Annotated in this window: 15 protein-coding genes; 9 read left to right on the top strand and 6 right to left on the bottom strand. The window is 59.9% G+C overall.

Annotated features, from left to right (window positions below; genetic code table 11):
• Positions 1-240: 240 nt before the first annotated feature.
• The 5 genes from ACILSR_RS07890 to ACILSR_RS07910 all read right to left on the bottom strand — a co-directional run bounded on the left by ACILSR_RS07890 (position 241) and on the right by ACILSR_RS07910 (position 4,274).
• Positions 241-612, bottom strand: coding sequence for a hypothetical protein (locus ACILSR_RS07890; protein ID WP_395749198.1), 372 nt, complete (start codon positions 610-612; stop codon positions 241-243).
• Positions 613-654: 42 nt separating this feature from the next.
• Positions 655-1,095, bottom strand: coding sequence for a hypothetical protein (locus ACILSR_RS07895; RefSeq protein ID WP_395749199.1), 441 nt, complete (start codon positions 1,093-1,095; stop codon positions 655-657).
• 251 nt (positions 1,096-1,346) lie between these two features.
• Positions 1,347-2,144 (bottom strand): hypothetical protein, encoded by a 798-nt coding sequence (locus tag ACILSR_RS07900; protein ID WP_395749200.1) that lies wholly within the window; start codon positions 2,142-2,144, stop codon positions 1,347-1,349.
• Positions 2,141-3,670, bottom strand: coding sequence for a hypothetical protein (locus ACILSR_RS07905; RefSeq protein ID WP_395749201.1), 1,530 nt, complete (start codon positions 3,668-3,670; stop codon positions 2,141-2,143). The genes ACILSR_RS07900 and ACILSR_RS07905 overlap by 4 nt, the downstream gene beginning before the upstream one ends.
• A 43-nt stretch (positions 3,671-3,713) precedes the next feature.
• Positions 3,714-4,274 (bottom strand): hypothetical protein, encoded by a 561-nt coding sequence (locus ACILSR_RS07910; RefSeq protein WP_395749202.1) that lies wholly within the window; start codon positions 4,272-4,274, stop codon positions 3,714-3,716.
• Positions 4,275-4,405: 131 nt separating this feature from the next.
• On the opposite strand from ACILSR_RS07910, the gene ACILSR_RS07915 reads away from it, so the two are divergent.
• The 5 genes from ACILSR_RS07915 to ACILSR_RS07935 are packed head-to-tail and all read left to right on the top strand — an operon-like array spanning position 4,406 to position 10,879.
• Positions 4,406-5,254 carry a hypothetical protein gene (locus tag ACILSR_RS07915; RefSeq protein WP_395749203.1) on the top strand — a complete coding sequence of 283 codons (849 nt, stop codon included), beginning with the start codon at positions 4,406-4,408 and terminating at the stop codon, positions 5,252-5,254.
• An 11-nt stretch (positions 5,255-5,265) separates the two neighbouring features.
• Entirely contained in the window at positions 5,266-5,928 is a 663-nt protein-coding gene (locus ACILSR_RS07920; protein ID WP_395749204.1) for a hypothetical protein, read from the top strand.
• A 19-nt stretch (positions 5,929-5,947) separates the two neighbouring features.
• Positions 5,948-7,420, top strand: coding sequence for a hypothetical protein (locus tag ACILSR_RS07925; protein ID WP_395749205.1), 1,473 nt, complete (start codon positions 5,948-5,950; stop codon positions 7,418-7,420).
• 49 nt (positions 7,421-7,469) lie between these two features.
• Positions 7,470-8,453 carry a hypothetical protein gene (locus ACILSR_RS07930; protein ID WP_395749206.1) on the top strand — a complete coding sequence of 328 codons (984 nt, stop codon included), beginning with the start codon at positions 7,470-7,472 and terminating at the stop codon, positions 8,451-8,453.
• On the top strand, positions 8,450-10,879 hold the full coding sequence (locus tag ACILSR_RS07935) for an FG-GAP repeat domain-containing protein (RefSeq protein ID WP_395749207.1): 2,430 nt from the start codon (positions 8,450-8,452) through the stop codon (positions 10,877-10,879). The genes ACILSR_RS07930 and ACILSR_RS07935 overlap by 4 nt, the downstream gene beginning before the upstream one ends.
• Positions 10,880-10,892: 13 nt before the next feature.
• Here ACILSR_RS07935 and ACILSR_RS07940 read toward each other — a convergent pair whose 3' ends face one another.
• On the bottom strand, positions 10,893-12,674 hold the full coding sequence (locus ACILSR_RS07940) for a hypothetical protein (RefSeq protein WP_395749208.1): 1,782 nt from the start codon (positions 12,672-12,674) through the stop codon (positions 10,893-10,895).
• 122 nt (positions 12,675-12,796) lie between these two features.
• Between ACILSR_RS07940 and ACILSR_RS07945 the strand changes: the two genes are divergently transcribed.
• The 4 genes from ACILSR_RS07945 to kdpA all read left to right on the top strand — a co-directional run bounded on the left by ACILSR_RS07945 (position 12,797) and on the right by kdpA (position 17,182).
• A complete protein-coding gene (locus tag ACILSR_RS07945) occupies positions 12,797-13,126 on the top strand; it encodes a pyrimidine/purine nucleoside phosphorylase (RefSeq protein WP_395749209.1) in 330 nt (109 codons plus the stop codon).
• Positions 13,127-13,228: 102 nt separating this feature from the next.
• On the top strand, positions 13,229-15,175 hold the full coding sequence (locus ACILSR_RS07950; protein ID WP_395749210.1) for a potassium transporter Kup: 1,947 nt from the start codon (positions 13,229-13,231) through the stop codon (positions 15,173-15,175).
• Positions 15,176-15,332: 157 nt separating this feature from the next.
• Complete coding sequence (gene kdpF / locus ACILSR_RS07955; RefSeq protein ID WP_395749211.1) at positions 15,333-15,455, top strand: K(+)-transporting ATPase subunit F; 123 nt, start codon at positions 15,333-15,335, stop codon at positions 15,453-15,455.
• A 14-nt stretch (positions 15,456-15,469) separates the two neighbouring features.
• Positions 15,470-17,182 carry a potassium-transporting ATPase subunit KdpA gene (kdpA, locus tag ACILSR_RS07960; protein WP_395749212.1) on the top strand — a complete coding sequence of 571 codons (1,713 nt, stop codon included), beginning with the start codon at positions 15,470-15,472 and terminating at the stop codon, positions 17,180-17,182.
• Positions 17,183-17,199: the final 17 nt, after the last annotated feature.

Here is a 17,199-nt window from a genome sequence, read left to right on the forward strand (position 1 = left end):
AATCTCAACACTCCAACCCAAAAACAAATCACACCTCCCCCTCTGAAATTTTTCTGCCCAAAATCTTTTTGCCCAAACATCCCCACCCATTCGCTCCATCCTCCCTCTCAAGCTCCCAGTCAGAGCACGCAAAGCCCTCCACACGGCCTCACAAAGCGCCCATTCAAAATCCTCATCTCTGCGGTCTTCTCATCTCTCGCGTTGTAAAATCAGTCTCTCCTCGGTTCTCGCCCCTCCCCGCTACTTTTTGATCACCACATCCCCGCCACTCAGCCGCACAAACCCTCGCTTCTCAAAGCGCACCTCCCGCCAATGCTCCGGCTTATCCGATTCCCCGTCACACACCACCCGATATTCCGGAATCCCATTCTGATACACCACCGAAGGCAGCACACAAACCCACGCCCCTCCAAAAATCCCATTCTCCTCGCACATCTTCAGCCGCGCGATCGCCGTCTCAATCCGGTTCAAAAGCCCAACATGCTCCGCCTTCGCCTCCACGTTGGCAAATTCCCTCTGGCACGACAAACTCTCATGCCATTGTTTAAGATGTTGAATGGTCGGGCAGTCCATCGTGAAAGTAATGCGGGTGCTTGATGAACGGCGCAACAAAGCCAGACAAAATGCCCGGCCTTGATGCCACTGGCGCTTGAACTAAAACGCAGGGCCAGTAGAGGAACGGATTGAGTTAGGAGGCTCAGACCGCACTCCCGAAGAAACGGTTTTATAAAAGTCCTCTCGGTAATCGTACTGATTTCGTTCAATGACGTTGTCTCTCCAGTAAAAACTCTGTGATCCCATGAAATCCCTTCCTCCTTCAAAACGAAGCTCGTGACTTTTCCCCGGATGAACAACCCTTCCAAGATCACTCACGGTCAAAATCATCGCCCGATGGTTTTTGCCGATCAGCAAAAACGAGCCAGTTGATTCACTCCGCCAAATTCCAGCAATGTTTGACGGCGCTTGCTTCGAAAGACCAGCCTTCATGGCGGTTCGCAAAGTGGACTGGATCGAATCCACATCGACGCTGCTTTTGTTCGAACATCCCAAGGATGTAAAAATGAAAAGCAGACTAAAACAAAAGGCCGTTTTCATGATCGTTCTTCGAGTGGTGGTGTATAGTTAGAAGGTGATTGTTCCAGAGCCGGAGTAAATAGCGAAGGGCGCAAATAATTGACAAAAAACTACCCGTTCATCCCGCTGCTATTCAGTCCGGCTCCGCGCCCGGTTCCCAGCATATCAAGCGCAAAAATGACTCTCATAACTCTGGACCATTAGTGTTTCATTAGTGTGCGATTAGTGGTTAAAAATTCTTTTCTGCCGACCGCGTTGTGCGCATCTCAACATCACAACCCCGCCCGCACCACCCTCAGCCTCATAAACGCCCGTTCCCACGAAGACACCGCGTTCTTATACCGCACCGTCACCCGATTCGGCGGCACCGGATTCACCACCGCCACCGCTTCCACATCCGCCGTCCCCCACTGCAAAAAATCCGTCGTAACCTCGATCACATACTGCACATCCGCCGCGCTCGGCACATAGCTCAGCGTCAGGTGATCACTCACCAGCATCGGCACCGGCAGTCCTGACGCATCCGGCGTCAGCGCATCCAGCGCCAGCGCATACTCCATCAGGTTCAGCGTCCCATCCCCGTCCCAGTCGCTCCCATCCGCGGCCAGCGCCGTCCCCGCCGCATCTCCAAAGCTCCGATACCGCCACTGATCCACCGGCGTCGCCAGCACCGTGATCCCCGCGCTCGCCAGCGCCGCATTCGCCGTGATGTTCACACCACCCACCAGCGTCACCGTCCCCGTATAATTCGCCGCCGCAGACGCACCACTCAAAGACACCCGGAACAGCGGCCCCTCATACACTTCCCCCGGCAGCAGAATCCCAGGCACATTCGCAAAGAACGCATTGCTCGACAGCGCCGTGTCACTCTGCGGATCAGCACTGAAAGAGATCGCGATGTCATTCAGGAAAACCTTGTCCGTCGCACTCGTGTTCGTCAGCGTCCCGCTAAACAGCGCCTCCCCACCCGCCGCCACCGGCTGCCCACTCGGAGCCAGCGACATCGTCAGCCCCGCAAACACGAACGCCGCGTGCCCCCACACCATCAAAAAGCAAAACACCGCTCTCACGGCACCGCCTCCCCAATCGCAAACAGCACCGCATTCGCGATCACATACACCGTCCCATCCACCCCGATCACCGATGGCGTGTACGCCTCCCCAATCCCCGGCGTCAGCGTCAGCGGCTCGATCAACGAGTTCGTCTTAAAATCCCACCGATACACCTTCCCATCCTCGCTGTGTACAATCGCCGACTTCTTCGCCGCATCAATCGCCACCGTGTTCACACACCATTCCCTTACCGCCCCCGGCACAGACGCATACTCATCATCCGGCGTCGGCCCCAGCACCGTCAGGATCTCCTTCATCACCGTTGCCCCCGTCACCCCATCCGCCTGCGTGTCATTCGGATCCAGCACCGCAAGCTTGTTGTGTCCGTCACCACCCACACCCGCATAGTTGTTGTACTTCGACAGCAGCAGATACTTCGACGTCCCCTGATAACTCGCCACCAACGAAGCCGGCACCACCGACGGCGTATGATCCCATCCAAAAGCCCCCGACACCTTCGCCTGCGTCAGCGTCTTGTCATAGTGTCTCAGCCACCCGCGGTAATGGTTCACACCCCAAGAATGCTCAAACACCCCAAAATACACATCCCCGTCCGGCCCCACCATCGGCGATGCCGTCCCGTCATCCAGCATCCTCGCATCATCCACCGGGCTCAGCACATCCTTCAGCCTCACCTTGCCCGTCGTCTGCAGCGTCCGGCTGTCCAGCATCAGCAGATACCCAAACCCATTCCCATCCATCACCGCAAAATACAGCGACTTATGGTCATTGCTCAGCGCCGGCGCCAGATTGTGCGGCAGCCGCAAAATCGAGCCATCATCCGCCGCACTGCTCGCACTCACCCATGACCCCGTCCCATCCTCCGCGATCCGCGCGATCCCGCTTTGCAGTGCCGGATTCGTCACCCCGGTCACCACAAACCCAAAAAACAGGTTCCCATATCGGTCCGTGGTGATCGGCGTGTTGATCCGCACATTCGCATCAAAAGTTGCTGAATCCGACACATAACTCGCCATTCCATAGAACACCATTTTGCCCGTTCCACCCGTCCCCGCATCCGGCGCATCCCGGTACGAAACCGTCCCTCCCGCATCCGCAAAGCACACCCGGTTCTTCGGCGTCAGCGCCACCCCATAGTGCGGCACCCAGTTATGCGCTGGCAGCGTGTAACCTGTCCCCATCTGCCACTTCGTTCCACCCGTTGCGCCATCATGCGCCTCAATGCGGAACCCGTCACCCGCTCCCGTCTTCACCGGCACGATCACCGTGTTCTGCCTCGTGACCACTGGCGATCCATAATGCGCATACAACGTCGTCCCCACATACTGCGGCGCCAGATCCACCGGCATTTGCCACAGGATGCGCTGCATTGCCTTTGAACTCACCTGCGACAGCCCCGTATGCTGCGCATCATGCCCATGCCCGCTCCACGGCAGCCCGATGCTCTGCGCCCTCACATGGCAAATCAGCGCAGCGAAGAGCAAAGAGCTGCAAACAAGAGCACGATGGCGAAAACGGATCATCAAAAATCAGATGCCCGTAGTTCACCCAATTTCTTTCCCAAGGTCAAGGCTCGCGTTTCTCCAGTTTCATCTTCAGTTCCATCTTCAGCTGCTCGATCTGCTCCTTCACCTGCTGGAGCTGCCGGCGCATTTCCTCCATCTCACCCTGTGTGTTCGGCCCGCCCTGCGGTTTTCCCTCCCTTGCCATCTGCTGCTGCTTCATGCGCTCCTCCATCTCCCGCCGCAGATGCTGCGCTATCTTCTCGATGTTCTCAGCAGGCTCATGCAGCCCCGCCGCGTGCAGGTGCTCCACCGCCTGCATCACATGCATCAGCCGCTCCTGCTCCGGACTCCCTGGCTTGAAGCCGGGCTTCTTCTCCATCTTCATCATCCCTTCGGGAACCTTTTCCATTTTCTTCCCCGGCTCTCTCTCCCGCAGCTCCGCCATCATCCGTTCCGCCGTTTCATGCAGCTTGTGCGCCTCTTCCATGCGTCCCGCTGCCTTCGCTTCGCCCGCCTGCTTCATCAGTCTCTCCACGGCCTCCTTGGGATTCTCCTTCGCATCCTGGGCAAATCCGGTGCAGGCAATAGCAAAACTGGCAATGATAAGGCAGCTCGTTTTCATGGTGAGCAGTAAACGAAACAGCCCCGGCCGATCTTCCCGCCGCCAAAGATCCGCCGAGAGACTTCGGAGCTGCCACCGTTCAAAGCACGGAACAGGGTCCGCCGCGCAATGCCCCATCCACCACTGCCACCATGAGCACCGCACTTGTCATCACTTTCGTACTGGGACTTGCCATTTTCGGCACTCCACTGTGGTTGCTGACCCCGCGCGAGCAGCGCTCACGAGTGCTCGTTTGTCTGGTGCTCATCCTGCCCATGTCCTGGCTCATGTTCCACATGGTGCGCCTTCCAGCCGACAAATGGCTCATCAAGACCCTTGGTGAAGGCGAACTCCTCACCTGGATCCGCACCGCTTACGCACCTCTTACCGAGGAGCCCGCCAAGCTCTGGCCCCTCCTCCTGCCGTGGGTGCGTAAAGCCATTACTCGGGAGAACGTCGCCTGCTTCGCCCTCGCTCTGGGCCTGGGCTTTGCCCTCGGAGAGATGGTCACCATAGCGGATCTGGTCACGGTGCGGCAGCCCAAAATCGCCGCCCTCCCATGGTATGAACTTGGCGGCTTCATTCAGGAGCGCCTCATGACCTGTGGCATCCACGCCGGCATGACCGCCGTCGCGCTCGTCATATGGCGTTTCCATTCCCGCTTCGCACTGGGCCTGCTGCTCGCCATGATCGCGCATTATCTGGCAAACTTCCCCATTTCGATGAAAAACTGGGGCTGGCTGGGCGGCAACGCGAACGTCTCCATGGCCATCGTCAGCATCTGGGTGGTCCTCTGCTTTTTGGCGGCGATTGCCGCATTGGTCCTGCTGCGCTTCGGGCGCTCCAGCCTCAGCACCAGGCTCTATGGCCGCGCTCTCTGTCCCGGCTGCGGCACCATCTATGATCGTTCGATGTGGGCGATGAATCTGGGCCTATCGCTCCGTTACGAGCGCTGCCCCCACTGCCGCAAATGGCACACCACCACCGCCTTGAAGGAATAACCTGACACTTTATGAAACCTTATGCCCCCCTTTGCCTCCTTTTGCTGAGCGTTTGCACCACAGCTTTTGCCGAAAAGGGCGCGCTCATCTTCAGCGATGACTTTTCCTCGCCCGAAGTCGGCAAGGCATGGAAAGCGCAGTGGCCCGCCCTCGCCATTGTCGAGGGTGCCTTGAACATCAGCCAGGCCAAGCCCGAGCACAGCGCTGTCGGCCTTGTGCCGGTGGGAAAAAAGGACGTGCGGGTCGAGTTCAAATTCAAACTCGGCGGGTCCACGGGCATCAATGCCGTCTTCAATGACCGCGACTTCAAGGAAGGCCACGGCGGTCACCTCTGCCGTGTCTCCCTTTCCCCCCGACTGATCTTCCTGGCCGATGACAAGGAGCGCCTCAGCCACGCCATCGAGGAAATGAAAAAAGACCCGGCAAAAAAGGCCGAGGTGGCGAAACTCGTGGCAGGACGCAGCAAAAGCTTCCCGATGAAGCTCGATCCGCAGAAGTGGTATCAACTCGTCATCGAAGTCAGCGGCGATGAAATCAGCGTGACCCTCGATGGCAAGGTCGTCGGTTCATTGAAGTCGTCCGGCATCGCCCATCCCATGAAGAGCGACTTCTACTTCGCCGTCAGTGGCAAGGACGCGCTGTTCGATGATGTCAAAATCTGGGACCTCCAGTGACCTATTGCTGCATCTTTCCATGAAACCGCACCTTCTTCTCCTTTCCACGGCTTTCCTCAGTTTGCAGTCTTACGCAGCCGGCCTCAAATCGGAATCCTTTGACCGCGACCCCGGCTGGGAAGGGCACAACAACCACATTGTGCCAAAGCAGGTGCTGAAGGTGACGCAGGACTTCGGCTTCAGCCCCACCAGCATCGCCGGCAAGTCAGCTGGTGAAATCGGCGGCCGCATCCAGCGCTCCACCACCCCTGCCTCCTACGCGGCGGAGATCCCCGTCAAGACGCTCGATGACGCATTTTCCGCCTCCGGCAGCTTTGCCATCACCAAGTCAGAAGGCGGCGCGGGCGTCTTCTTCGGTTTCTTCAATTCCCAACAACCCGGCGGCAGCGGCCGGCCCATCGGCTCACTGGGTCTCGACTTCGACTTTGAAGGCAAAGGCGGCCGTCTCGCCACACGCCTCATCACCAACACCAACAAGTCCTGCGGCACCTTCGTCACCCCCTACCTGCCCGGAAAGTATCGCACCACCCCCATCAAGAACGACGGCACTCGTTACCACTGGAAGCTGTCCTACGATCCCTCTGGTGACGGGCAATTCACCTTCACTCTGCGCAGTGATAATCACCCCATGCCGGTCATCGATCCCGCCCTGCCTGCCGCCTCTCTGGCGGAGGAGCGTGCGCGTTTCCCCACCACCAGCACCTTCACCGTCGATCTCACTCCCGGCTTCAAAAAAGAAGGAGCCACCTTCGACCGCTTTGGCATCCAGAACATGATGAAATCCGGCGGCTCCGTGACCATGTACTTCGATGACGTGGTGTTCGGCAACCGCGATGAATCCTTCGCCCAAGACCCCGGCTGGGCTGCGGTCGGCAATCGCACCACCTATGAAGACCGCGAAGTCGTCGGCGCTCACGATTTCGGCTTCAGCGCCGCCACCAACCATGCTGGCGGTAAGCCGGGCGAAGTCGGAGGCGGGCTGTGGCGCAGCGGGGACTACGGATATTATGCAGACCGCGTGGGCCCGCTGAATCTTGAGCATCGTTTGGAATCACGTGGAAAAGTGAAGCTCGTCACGGCAGGACCCGACTCCGACATGCACATCGGCTGGTTTAGCAGCGCCACGAAGGACAAATCTCCCGATGAAGCCGGAAATTTCATCGGCATCCACGTCGGCGGCCCCACCCGCATCGGCCACTACTTCATACCACAGCTTGCTACTGCAGACGGCACCAAGGGGAAGGTGGATCAAGGCCCCATCATCACCCCCGGCAAACTCTACGACTGGTCCCTCGTCTATGATCCTGCGGCAAACAGTGGCAACGGGGAGCTTCGTGTGACCTTGGGCACAGAATCCGCCACACTGCCGCTCAAACCCGGCCAGAAAAAACAAGGTGCCACCCTGGACCGCTTCGGTCTATTCACCTCCCAGGCCGGTGGCCAGATGGTCAAAATTTTCCTCGACGATCTGCAATACACGGCGGCTCCCTGAGCTTCCGCATTTGCAACAACCCTCAGCGCCCTGCCGTTCTATGCAGCGTATGAACCTGTCCTGCACCGCCGCGCTGCTGGTTGCCACTGCCTTTACCGTTTGTCGCGCAGGTGACACACCGCCTCCGACCGAGGCGGAGCTTCGTTCCGCCATCACCAAGAGCCTGGGCTACCTTTCCAAAGGCAATGACACATGGATGGAGGAAAAGAACTGCAACGGCTGCCATCATCTGCCGCAGGTGCTCTGGAACTACCGCGAAGCCCGCATGCGCGGCTTTGCCATCGATGAGAAAAAATTCGATGAATGGCTGAAGTGGTCCGACGAAAAGGGAAAGGACATCAAGGCAGGCCGTGAGATGACCGCCTTCATGAAGCTGGCCCTGCCGGACAATCCGGCGCCCGAGCTGACGAAGATCATCAAGGAAGGACAACTGCCGGATGGCTCATGGAAGGCCGCCGGTCAGTTCCTCGGCCAGCGCCGTGCCGCCCCAGAAGTCACCAGCAATTCATCGCGCATCTTCCTGCTCGCCCTTGCAGCCAGTGACAGCGACAAGCAGGCCAGCGAAGAGGTCATGACCAAGGCAGCCGCCTTACTCGCCAAAGACGGCAAGGCCACCTCCGTCGAAACCCTCGCCTATCGCACGCTCTTCGCCCGCCGCTTTGGCAAGCCAGAGGAAGTGGCCGCCATCAGTGCGGAAGTCATCGCGCTCCAGCATACCGATGGTGGCTGGGGCTGGCAGATCAAAGAACCTGCCAGCGACTCCATCGCCACCGGTCTGGCGCTCTACGCTCTGCAGCCCTCCGCCGATCCCGCTATCGCTCGTGCCCAGCATTGGCTCATCAAGAATCAAAAGGAGGATGGCGGCTGGCCGGTGGACTACAGCAAGATCAGCAGCACCGACCGCAGCAAGCCCGAGAAAGCGAAGTCTCTCAAGGACGCCACCATGATCTACTCCTACTGGGGCACCGCCTGGAGCACCCTGGGGTTGCTTCAGGGCGTGCCGGTGAAGCAGACTCAGGCTGCCATTCCATGAAGTCGCATACGCCCGTTGCTGCCGCTTTCATCTCTCTCTTCTGCCTCACGGCTCTTCATGCCGCAGAATTCCAAGCATCCACCTTGGTGCTGCCGGTGACCGTCACTTCCGCGTTGCCCGTCGGCACAATTCCCATGGATGTGGAGGTGGATTTTGCGGCGTTGCTTCGGAAAGCGAAGCTGCCGGGCGTGTTTGATCCCAACTCAGTGGTCGTGACGAATCTGGCCACGGCAAAGCGCCAACCCCACGCGCTGAGCCCGCATGTGGCCTATGGTGATCGCGCACGGGTGCGCTGGCTGGTCACCAACCCGCAGCAGACAAAGTTTGAGATACGTTTCAGCAACGCCGCACAGCGCACCGTGCTGCTGCCACGCGCAGACACGCCGCTCATCGGCTTGGGAGATCTGCTGCGCTACACGGGAGCGAAACCGCAGGCCATCGCCAGCAGCATGGCCACGCGGCTCGTGGATCTCAATGGAGACGGTGTGCGTGATCTCGTGGCCACCGATTACTACACCACCGAGCCGCTGTGGCCTGAGCGTGTTCCGCAGTCCTGGAGCCCCTTTTTGTGCTATCCGGGTGTTCTAGGTGGCAATGCGCTGCTGTTTGGCAATGCCGTGCGGCTGCGCTATCGCGGCAAGCCGGAGGCGCCCAGCCAGTTCTTCATCGGCGGCTATATGCACGCGGATGTCGCCGATTTGAATGGCGATGGACTGCCAGACCTGGCGTTTGCAGCGGCGGACAAATCCTCGGAGTCCAGCAAGGTGCCGGACGTGGCGAAGTTCATTCACCTTTATCTCAATTCGGGAAAGTATGATGCAGGCGGGATGCCGGTCTTCGTTTACAGCGACCGCGTGAAGCGACCGCCCGGCAACTGGGGGCCGGTGCGCATCGGCGATCTGGACCATGATGGTGTGGTGGACCTGGTGGTCGGTTCCTTGTTCAGCGAGACCAATCCGCGCGCCATGTTTTTGCGCAACACCAACCCCGCGGGCTGGCCGCTCAAGCCTGCGGAGCCCGTGGCCTTCTCTCCGGGCGCGATGGCCGGATTTTTGGATGTGGACGCCGACGGCATACCCGACAGCGTCTGCGTGACGCATGATGTGCGCTATGGCACCCGCAACTTTTGCAGCCGCGTGGCCTGGCACAAAGGCCTCGGAGGCAGCCCGCCGCAGTATGGGCCGGAACAGTTTCTTGAAGGCATTGACGATGAGTTGTGTGAATTCGTTTCCACCGTGGACACAGCCGGCAGCAAGGGGGTGCTCGTCAGCGCGGGCTACATAGGCGAGCGCATTGTCTTCTATGAACTGCAGCCGGGCTCCGGTGGAACGCTCCGTTTCAAACGCAGCGAAGCCCTGGCCGTCAATGCGCCCGTCCGCGCGGGCGATCAGCCGACGCCTTTCATCTGTGACTGGAATGACGACGGGAGGTGGGACCTCGTGTATGGCGGCGGTTTTGGCTGGGTGCGCGTCTTCATCAATGAAGGCACCATCGAAAAGCCGAGCCTGGCGCCGGGACAACATGCGATGTCTGAAGGAAAGCCGATCAATCTGCACATGACGCAGTTCTTTCCCGGCATCGAGCAGTACTGGCATGATCTCGGCTACGTGCATCCTTCCTTCATCGACTGGGATGGCGATGGCCTGCGCGATCTGGTGATGTCAAACGTGGGCAACCGCATCTACTGGTATCGCAATGTCGGCACACGCGCCGAGCCGACGTTTGGAGCGCGTCAGCAGGTCATCTGTGATGGCTATGAGGAAACTCCTGAGCGCACCGCGGCCACCGCGAAGGCCCTCGGAGCGGGAACAAAACAGTGGAAGACTTTTCCATCCGATGCATCCTCATCGCCCTTCTGGTGGCGTGCCCGCGTGGGATTCGGCGATCTCAATGGCGACGGTCTGATGGACCTGGTCACGGCAGATGCCAGCACGCAGCATGGCACGAACAATTTCGCCGACAGCCTCAGCCTCTTCACGCGCTATCGAGATGACAAAGGGCAGTTGAGGCTGCGTCGCGACCACGTCATCAAGCCCGAAGGCGCGGCCGAAAACACCGACCGGCTCAGACCTCCCAGTCAAACCCTGGTGCATGACTGGGACGGCGATGGCCTGCTCGATCTGATCATCAACGACGGCAGCACCATGGACACCGCACCCGCCGTGCTGCGCAACATCGGAACGAAAACCGCGCCCCAATTTGCCGCGCCCAAACGCCTCGCCTGCTACGGTGAAGAGCTCTCCGGCATCGCCAAGCATGGTCCTTATTACGGAATTGGAGACATGGATGGCGATGGCAGGCCCGATCTGATCGCGAGCACCGAGGTCGGCAGCTATCTCTTTTTTCGTCGTACCGCGATGGACATGGACAAGGCGCCCTCCATCAAATGGGGGGAGATGCGCACGGAGGCACACAAAGGGCCGTAAAGCGCACTCAAGATCACTTCTTCTTGCCGGGGTCGTAGCTCCAACCGGCAGCGCGAATCGCCCGGCGAGCATCAGGACGCCAGACGTGCATGGTGGACTCGTAGAGTCCGAAGGACGTGACACCGCGCCCGCTATACGCATTCGCCAGCGCTGTGATCGAGGTGGGAGAGAGGAGGGCCTTGGTGGCCTTCCACTGGTTCGCGGGGTCTACGTCGATGGAGATCTCTGCGGCGGCCATCGCCCTGCCGCGTGTGCCCACGGCGGCCACCGTCGCATCCATGGTCGGACGCGGCGCATTGCCGCTGTACCAGTGACCGTCGATGATGGTGTTGACGAGGCCGGCCTCGATGAACTCACTGCCGCGCAAACCAAAGTTGTCCGGTCCTGAGCAGCGGACGGAGATTTCGATGTCGTTGCCGATGGCGGCGCGCAGCTCGACCAGAAACAGGCGGAGATAATCCGAAAAATGCTCCTGCACCAGCGGGTCATTGTAGAGATCAAACGACTCCATATCCTTGCCATACTTTTTCTTGAAGGCCTCGCTGACGATGGGCTCGTAGCCCGCGATGGGCGGATGCCGCAGCAGGTCAATCAGGATGCCCTTCGTGCCGGTCGAAGCGATCTGCTTCATGAAGCTGACGTAAAAGGTGCGGACTTCGGGATAGGCGAAGCTGAGGACGCGAGAATACGGCGTGAGCTTGTAAGGTTTGACCGGAACTCGCGCGCCCGTCTTCGGGTCTTTTTCTGTCACCAGCACTTGGGCGAGGTATTCCGGATGATCGTGCCAGAAGTTCGCAAAGGGCGGGCGGTTGAAATTGGTGAAGCGCACCATGGCATGCACCTCGCTGCCGATTTCGTTGCCGTATTCCACCGCGACCTTCAGCGGGTCAAACCGCCGCGCGAGGTCAAAGTAAGACATCCAGCCCACCTTGCAGTGGTTTTTCGTGGTGAAGGCCTGCTCCTCCTTTTCAGTCCAGCGCGGGGCCGCCGCCGGGACGGCGGGCGAATTGTCGAGGCAGGTGCCGAAGCTGCGCCAGAAGATGCGTCCGAAGCCGGCCTGCTGATGCCGCCAGATCATCGCGTGGATGTCTTCTTTCGTCTCGGCGGTGCCGTTCCAGAAGATCTCATCTGTCGTGTCGAGCATGGCGAACAGTCTTTGATTCACCGGCGGCAGTTCGAGTTCTTGTTTCGCATCGGCGACTTCCTGTTCCGTCATGGGAACGAGCCGCAGATGGGTGACACCGCCCATCCATCCGGCGCCCGCATGCGGCCGCGGTGCCGGAGGCTGGATGATGTGGATCTTTCTGCCGGTCAGGTCTGCGGCCTTCCAGTAAGTCTCCGCCGTCCTCTCCTTGCCTCCTTGAGGTGCCTGAAGGTATTCAGGGAAGGGTTCGTCCGAGAGTTTGCCCTGGAGGTGCGGCGGACTTCCCATCATGTCCAAGTCGTCGCGATACAGTCCGATGTGAATGCGATACCAGCCGGTCGCATTTGGATCGATGACAAGGTCGGGCACGCGGTAGGGCACGAAGCGCGTCATGGGCGTGACCTCCCACAGCCCGCTCCTGGGGACTTCATCACTGGGAGGCCCCGCCATCAAAATGATGCCATCTCTCGCACCCCAGGCCTGGGCATTGCGATTGAGCCACCATTTTCCCGGTGCGGGCGTGTCCGCCTGCTGATCGGGCTTTGCCAGTGCGGTCGCGGGAATGATGATCTCACTGCGCTCGGCGGATGCGTGTGTGACAAAAGCTGCGGCGGCAAGGCAGGCAACACGGAGAAACAGCGGCGCATTCATGCAGGGTCGGGTGTGAAAGGGTGGCTGACCTTCCACAGGTACGTGTTCCAGCCGCTTTGTTTTCGCGGCGAAATCGCTCGGTGCTTGCCGCCTGAGGGATCATCGATTATCCCTCGCGCCTTATGTCAGCCATTCCCGCCGAATTCCCCGGAGTCACCGCCGTCACCAAAGCGAACGTCTATTTTGACGGCAAAGTCGTCAGCCACAGCATCCTCTTTCCTGATGGCAGCAAGAAAACCCTCGGCCTGATCTACGCCGGGGATTTCCACTTCGGCACCGCCAAGGCGGAGCGCATGGAGATCGTGGCGGGTGACTGCGTGGTGAAACTCGACGGCAGCGAAGCCAAGACGACCTACACGGGCGGCCAGTATTTTGATGTGCCCGCCAACAGCGGCTTCGACATCAGCGTCAGCTCAGGAATCTGCGAGTACATCTGCTCCTTCCTGGATTGATTCTGTTTTGACGTGAAGCTCCCCCGTCTTCACACATTCTTAACTCCGCCCTCCAGGCTGTTCACTGGAGGGCGGCGGTTTCCCAAAGAACATGCCGCCGTCATGAACGACACGACAGACAAGCCCGGCCTTCACAAGCTTTCCACCACCACCCTCGTCATCGCGGCGCTGGGGGTGGTCTTTGGCGACATCGGCACCAGCCCGATCTACACCCTCAAAGAATGCTTCAGCCCGCACAGCCCGCACCATGTGGCTGCCTCGCATGAGAACCTGCTGGGCGTCGTCTCCCTGGTGCTGTGGGCGCTGATCGTGCTGGTCTGCATCAAATACCTGGTCTTTGTGCTGCGCGCGGACAACAAAGGGGAGGGTGGCGTGCTCTCGCTCATGGCGCTGGCATCTCATGGCATGTCGGAGACTTTGAAACGACGCACTGTGATCGTGCTGCTGGGCCTGTTTGGCGCGGCTTTGCTGTTTGGGGATGGCATCATCACCCCGGCGATTTCCGTTCTCAGCGCCATCGAGGGTCTCAAAGACGGCGGCCTGCTGGGCAGCCCTCCGGCGGATGCCGCGGCAGCCTTGCTGTGGGATGAGCACCGGGAGTGGCTCATCATGGGCATCACCATGGTGATTCTCGTGGTGCTTTTTTCCGTGCAGTTCCTCGGCACGGAGCGCATGGGCCGCTTTTTCGGTCCCATCACCGGCCTGTGGTTCATTTCGCTCGCGGCGCTTGGTGCCTGGCATCTGATCCATGGCCCTGAGATCCTGGCGGCCTTCAATCCGCTGCACGGCTGGCACTTCCTGACCACCGGCGGCCACAAGTCCTTCGTCATTCTCGGCAGCGTCTTTCTGGCTGTGACCGGGGGAGAGGCGCTGTATGCGGACATGGGCCATTTCGGTGCCGGTCCCATCCGCCGTGCCTGGTTCATCCTCGTTTTGCCGGCCCTTGCGCTGAATTACCTCGGCCAGGGGGCCATGCTCATGCAGAAGCCGGATCTCGCGCATGCGCCTTTCTTCCAGATGGCTCCCGGCTGGGCCACGCTGCCGCTGGTGCTGCTGGCCACGGCCGCGACGGTCATCGCCTCCCAGGCGCTCATCACCGGCACGTACTCGCTCACGCTCAGCGCCGTGCAGCTGGGCTACCTGCCGCGCCTCAGCATTCGCCATACTTCGGAGCACGCCCAGGGGCAGATCTACATTCCGCTGGTGAACTGGCTGCTCATGTTTGCCTGCCTCACGCTGGTGCTGGCTTTTCGCAATTCGACGAATCTTGCCGCTGCCTATGGCGTGGCGGTGACGATGACCATGATCATCACCACCTTTCTGTTTTACTTTGCCGCACGCCACCTCTGGAAGTGGTCCGTGCTCAAGACGCTGCCGCTGTGCCTGCTCTTCGCCATGATTGAACTTGCGTTCCTCAGCGCCAACCTGGTGAAGTTCTTCGATGGCGGCTGGTTCCCGCTCGCAGTCGGCGCGGTCATCTTCACCCTCATGACGACGTGGGCCACCGGACGCCGCCTGGTGCGCGCGTCCATGGACAAAAGCGCGCTCAGCCAGGAAACGTTGTGCGAAAGCCTAAAGCGCAGTCCGCCCGTCTCCGTGCCCGGCACGGCCATCTTCATGTCCAGCACCCAGGGCCGCACCCCCATCGCCCTGCTGCACAGCCTGAAGCATTACCGGGCCATTCATGAGCGTGTGATATTCCTCACCTTGATCACTGAGGACGAGCCCTGGGTGCCAACAGCACGCCGCGTGCAGGTTGAAAACATTGCGGAAGGATTCTGGCGCATCACGGCCCGCTACGGCTTCATGCAAAAGCCTGATGTGCCGAAGCTGCTGCGTCACTGCAGCAACCAAGGCCTCGAAGTTTCGGCCGAAAAAGCGACCTTCTTCATGGGCCGGGAAATCATCGTACCGAGCGTGAAACCGGGGATGGTCAGGTGGCGCGAGCACCTCTTTTCATTTGCCAGCAAACTGGCGCAGCAGCCCGCAACCTACTTCCGAATTCCCGTGGGCCGTGTGATCGAGCTGGGGCAGCAGGTGGAGATCTAGGTCCTGCTTTAACGCTTTTTTGACGCATCAGGTCCTGCCTTTAACTCGGCAGGGAGTGGAGAGCGGGCAACTTGGTGGTGGAACAACTTCCACCCCATCATGAACGATCTCATCTATCTGGGCATCACTGCCGCGTTCTTCATGCTCTGCGCGCTCTATGCGCGCGGCTGCGAAACCCTCTGATCAAACGCCCGCCATGGAAAACATTCTCATCGGGCTCATCGCCTTCGCCCTGCTCGCGTACCTCACGGTGGCGATGCTGCGGCCTGAAAAATTCTAAACTGACGCGACCCCATGCACTCCACCGACTGGCTGCAATTCACCCTCTTCCTCGGCCTCCTGGTCCTCATCACCAAGCCGCTGGGCCTCTACCTCGTGCAGGTGCTGGACGCTGAAGGCCGCACCTGGCTGGACCCGGTGCTCAGGCCTTTGGAACGGCTCACCTACAAGCTGCTGGGCGTGGACCCGAAGCGCGAGCAGACCTGGCTGCAGTACACCTTTGCCATGCTGGCCTTCAGTCTCGCAGGCGTGGTTTTCACCTATGCAATCCTACGTCTGCAGGATGTGCTGCCGCTGAATCCGCAGGGGTTTCCTGCGCTGAGTCATCATCTGGCCTTCAACACCGCTGTCAGCTTCACCACCAACACCAACTGGCAGAGCTATGGCGGCGAAGCCACGATGTCCTACTTCTCGCAGATGGTGGCGCTGACGTTTCACAACTTCACCTCAGCCGCCGTGGGCATCGGCATCGCCGCGGCGCTGGTGCGGGGCATCTCACGCAGCTCGGCGAAGACGGTGGGCAGCTTCTGGACTGACCTGGTGCGAGTCACGTACTATCTGCTGCTCCCGATCTGCCTTGTCTTCGCCATATTCCTTGTCTCGCAGGGCATGATTCAAAACTTTGACGCCTATGCCAAGGCGAAGACGCTGGAAGGTGCGGAACAGGTGATCGCGCAGGGGCCGGTGGCCTCGCAGGTGGCCATCAAGATGCTGGGCACCAATGGCGGCGGATTCATGAATGCGAACGCAGCGCATCCTTTCGAAAATCCGACTCCGCTTGCCAACTTTGTGCAGATGCTCTCGATCTTCGCCATTGGCAGCGGGCTTACCTACTACCTCGGGCGCATGGTGAAGAACCAGGGGCACGGCTGGGCGGTGTGGGCGGCCATGATGGTGCTCTTTGTGGGTGGCGTGCTCGTCTGCGCGCACTACGAAGCTGTTGGGAATCCCATCCATCAGCAGCTCGGCGTGGCTGCAGCGGACGGCAACATGGAGGGCAAGGAGGTGCGCTTTGGCATCTTCAATTCGGCGCTGTTTGCCACCATCACCACTTCTGCCTCCTGCGGCGCGGTGAACTCCATGCACGACTCCTTCACCGCCATCGGCGGATTGGTGCCGCTCTTTATGATAGAGCTGGGTGAGGTCGTGATCGGCGGTGTGGGCGCTGGATTGTACGGCATGCTTGTCTTTGTCATCCTCGCGGTGTTCATCGCCGGACTCATGGTGGGCCGCACGCCAGAGTATCTGGGCAAGAAGATCCAGGCCAAGGAGGTGAAGCTGGCCATGCTGACGCTGCTGATCCTGACGCTCAGCATCCTGGGCTTCACCGCCTGGGCCAGCGTGAGCGCCTGGGGTGTGGCGGGACTGAACAATGCCGGCCCGCACGGCTTCAGCGAGATGCTGTATGCCTACAGCTCCGCCACTGGGAACAACGGCAGCGCCTTTGCGGGTCTCACGGCTAATACTCCCTGGTATAACACCACACTTGGGCTGGCGATGCTTATCGGGCGCTTCCTCATGATCGTGCCCATCATGGCCATCGCAGGTTCTCTGGCAGGCAAGCAGGCCGTGCCGCCGAGCGCTGGCACTTTCCCGGTCAATGGAGCGACGTTTACCGTGCTGCTGATCGGCACCGTGCTGCTCATTGGTGCGCTCAATTTCCTGCCAGCGCTGGCGCTGGGTCCGGTGGTGGAGCACTTCCTCACCGCTCAAGGGAAGCTTTTCTAAACTGTTGCCATTATTGC

The organism is Prosthecobacter sp. (genome assembly GCF_044222565.1).
GTDB lineage: Bacteria > Verrucomicrobiota > Verrucomicrobiia > Verrucomicrobiales > Verrucomicrobiaceae > Prosthecobacter.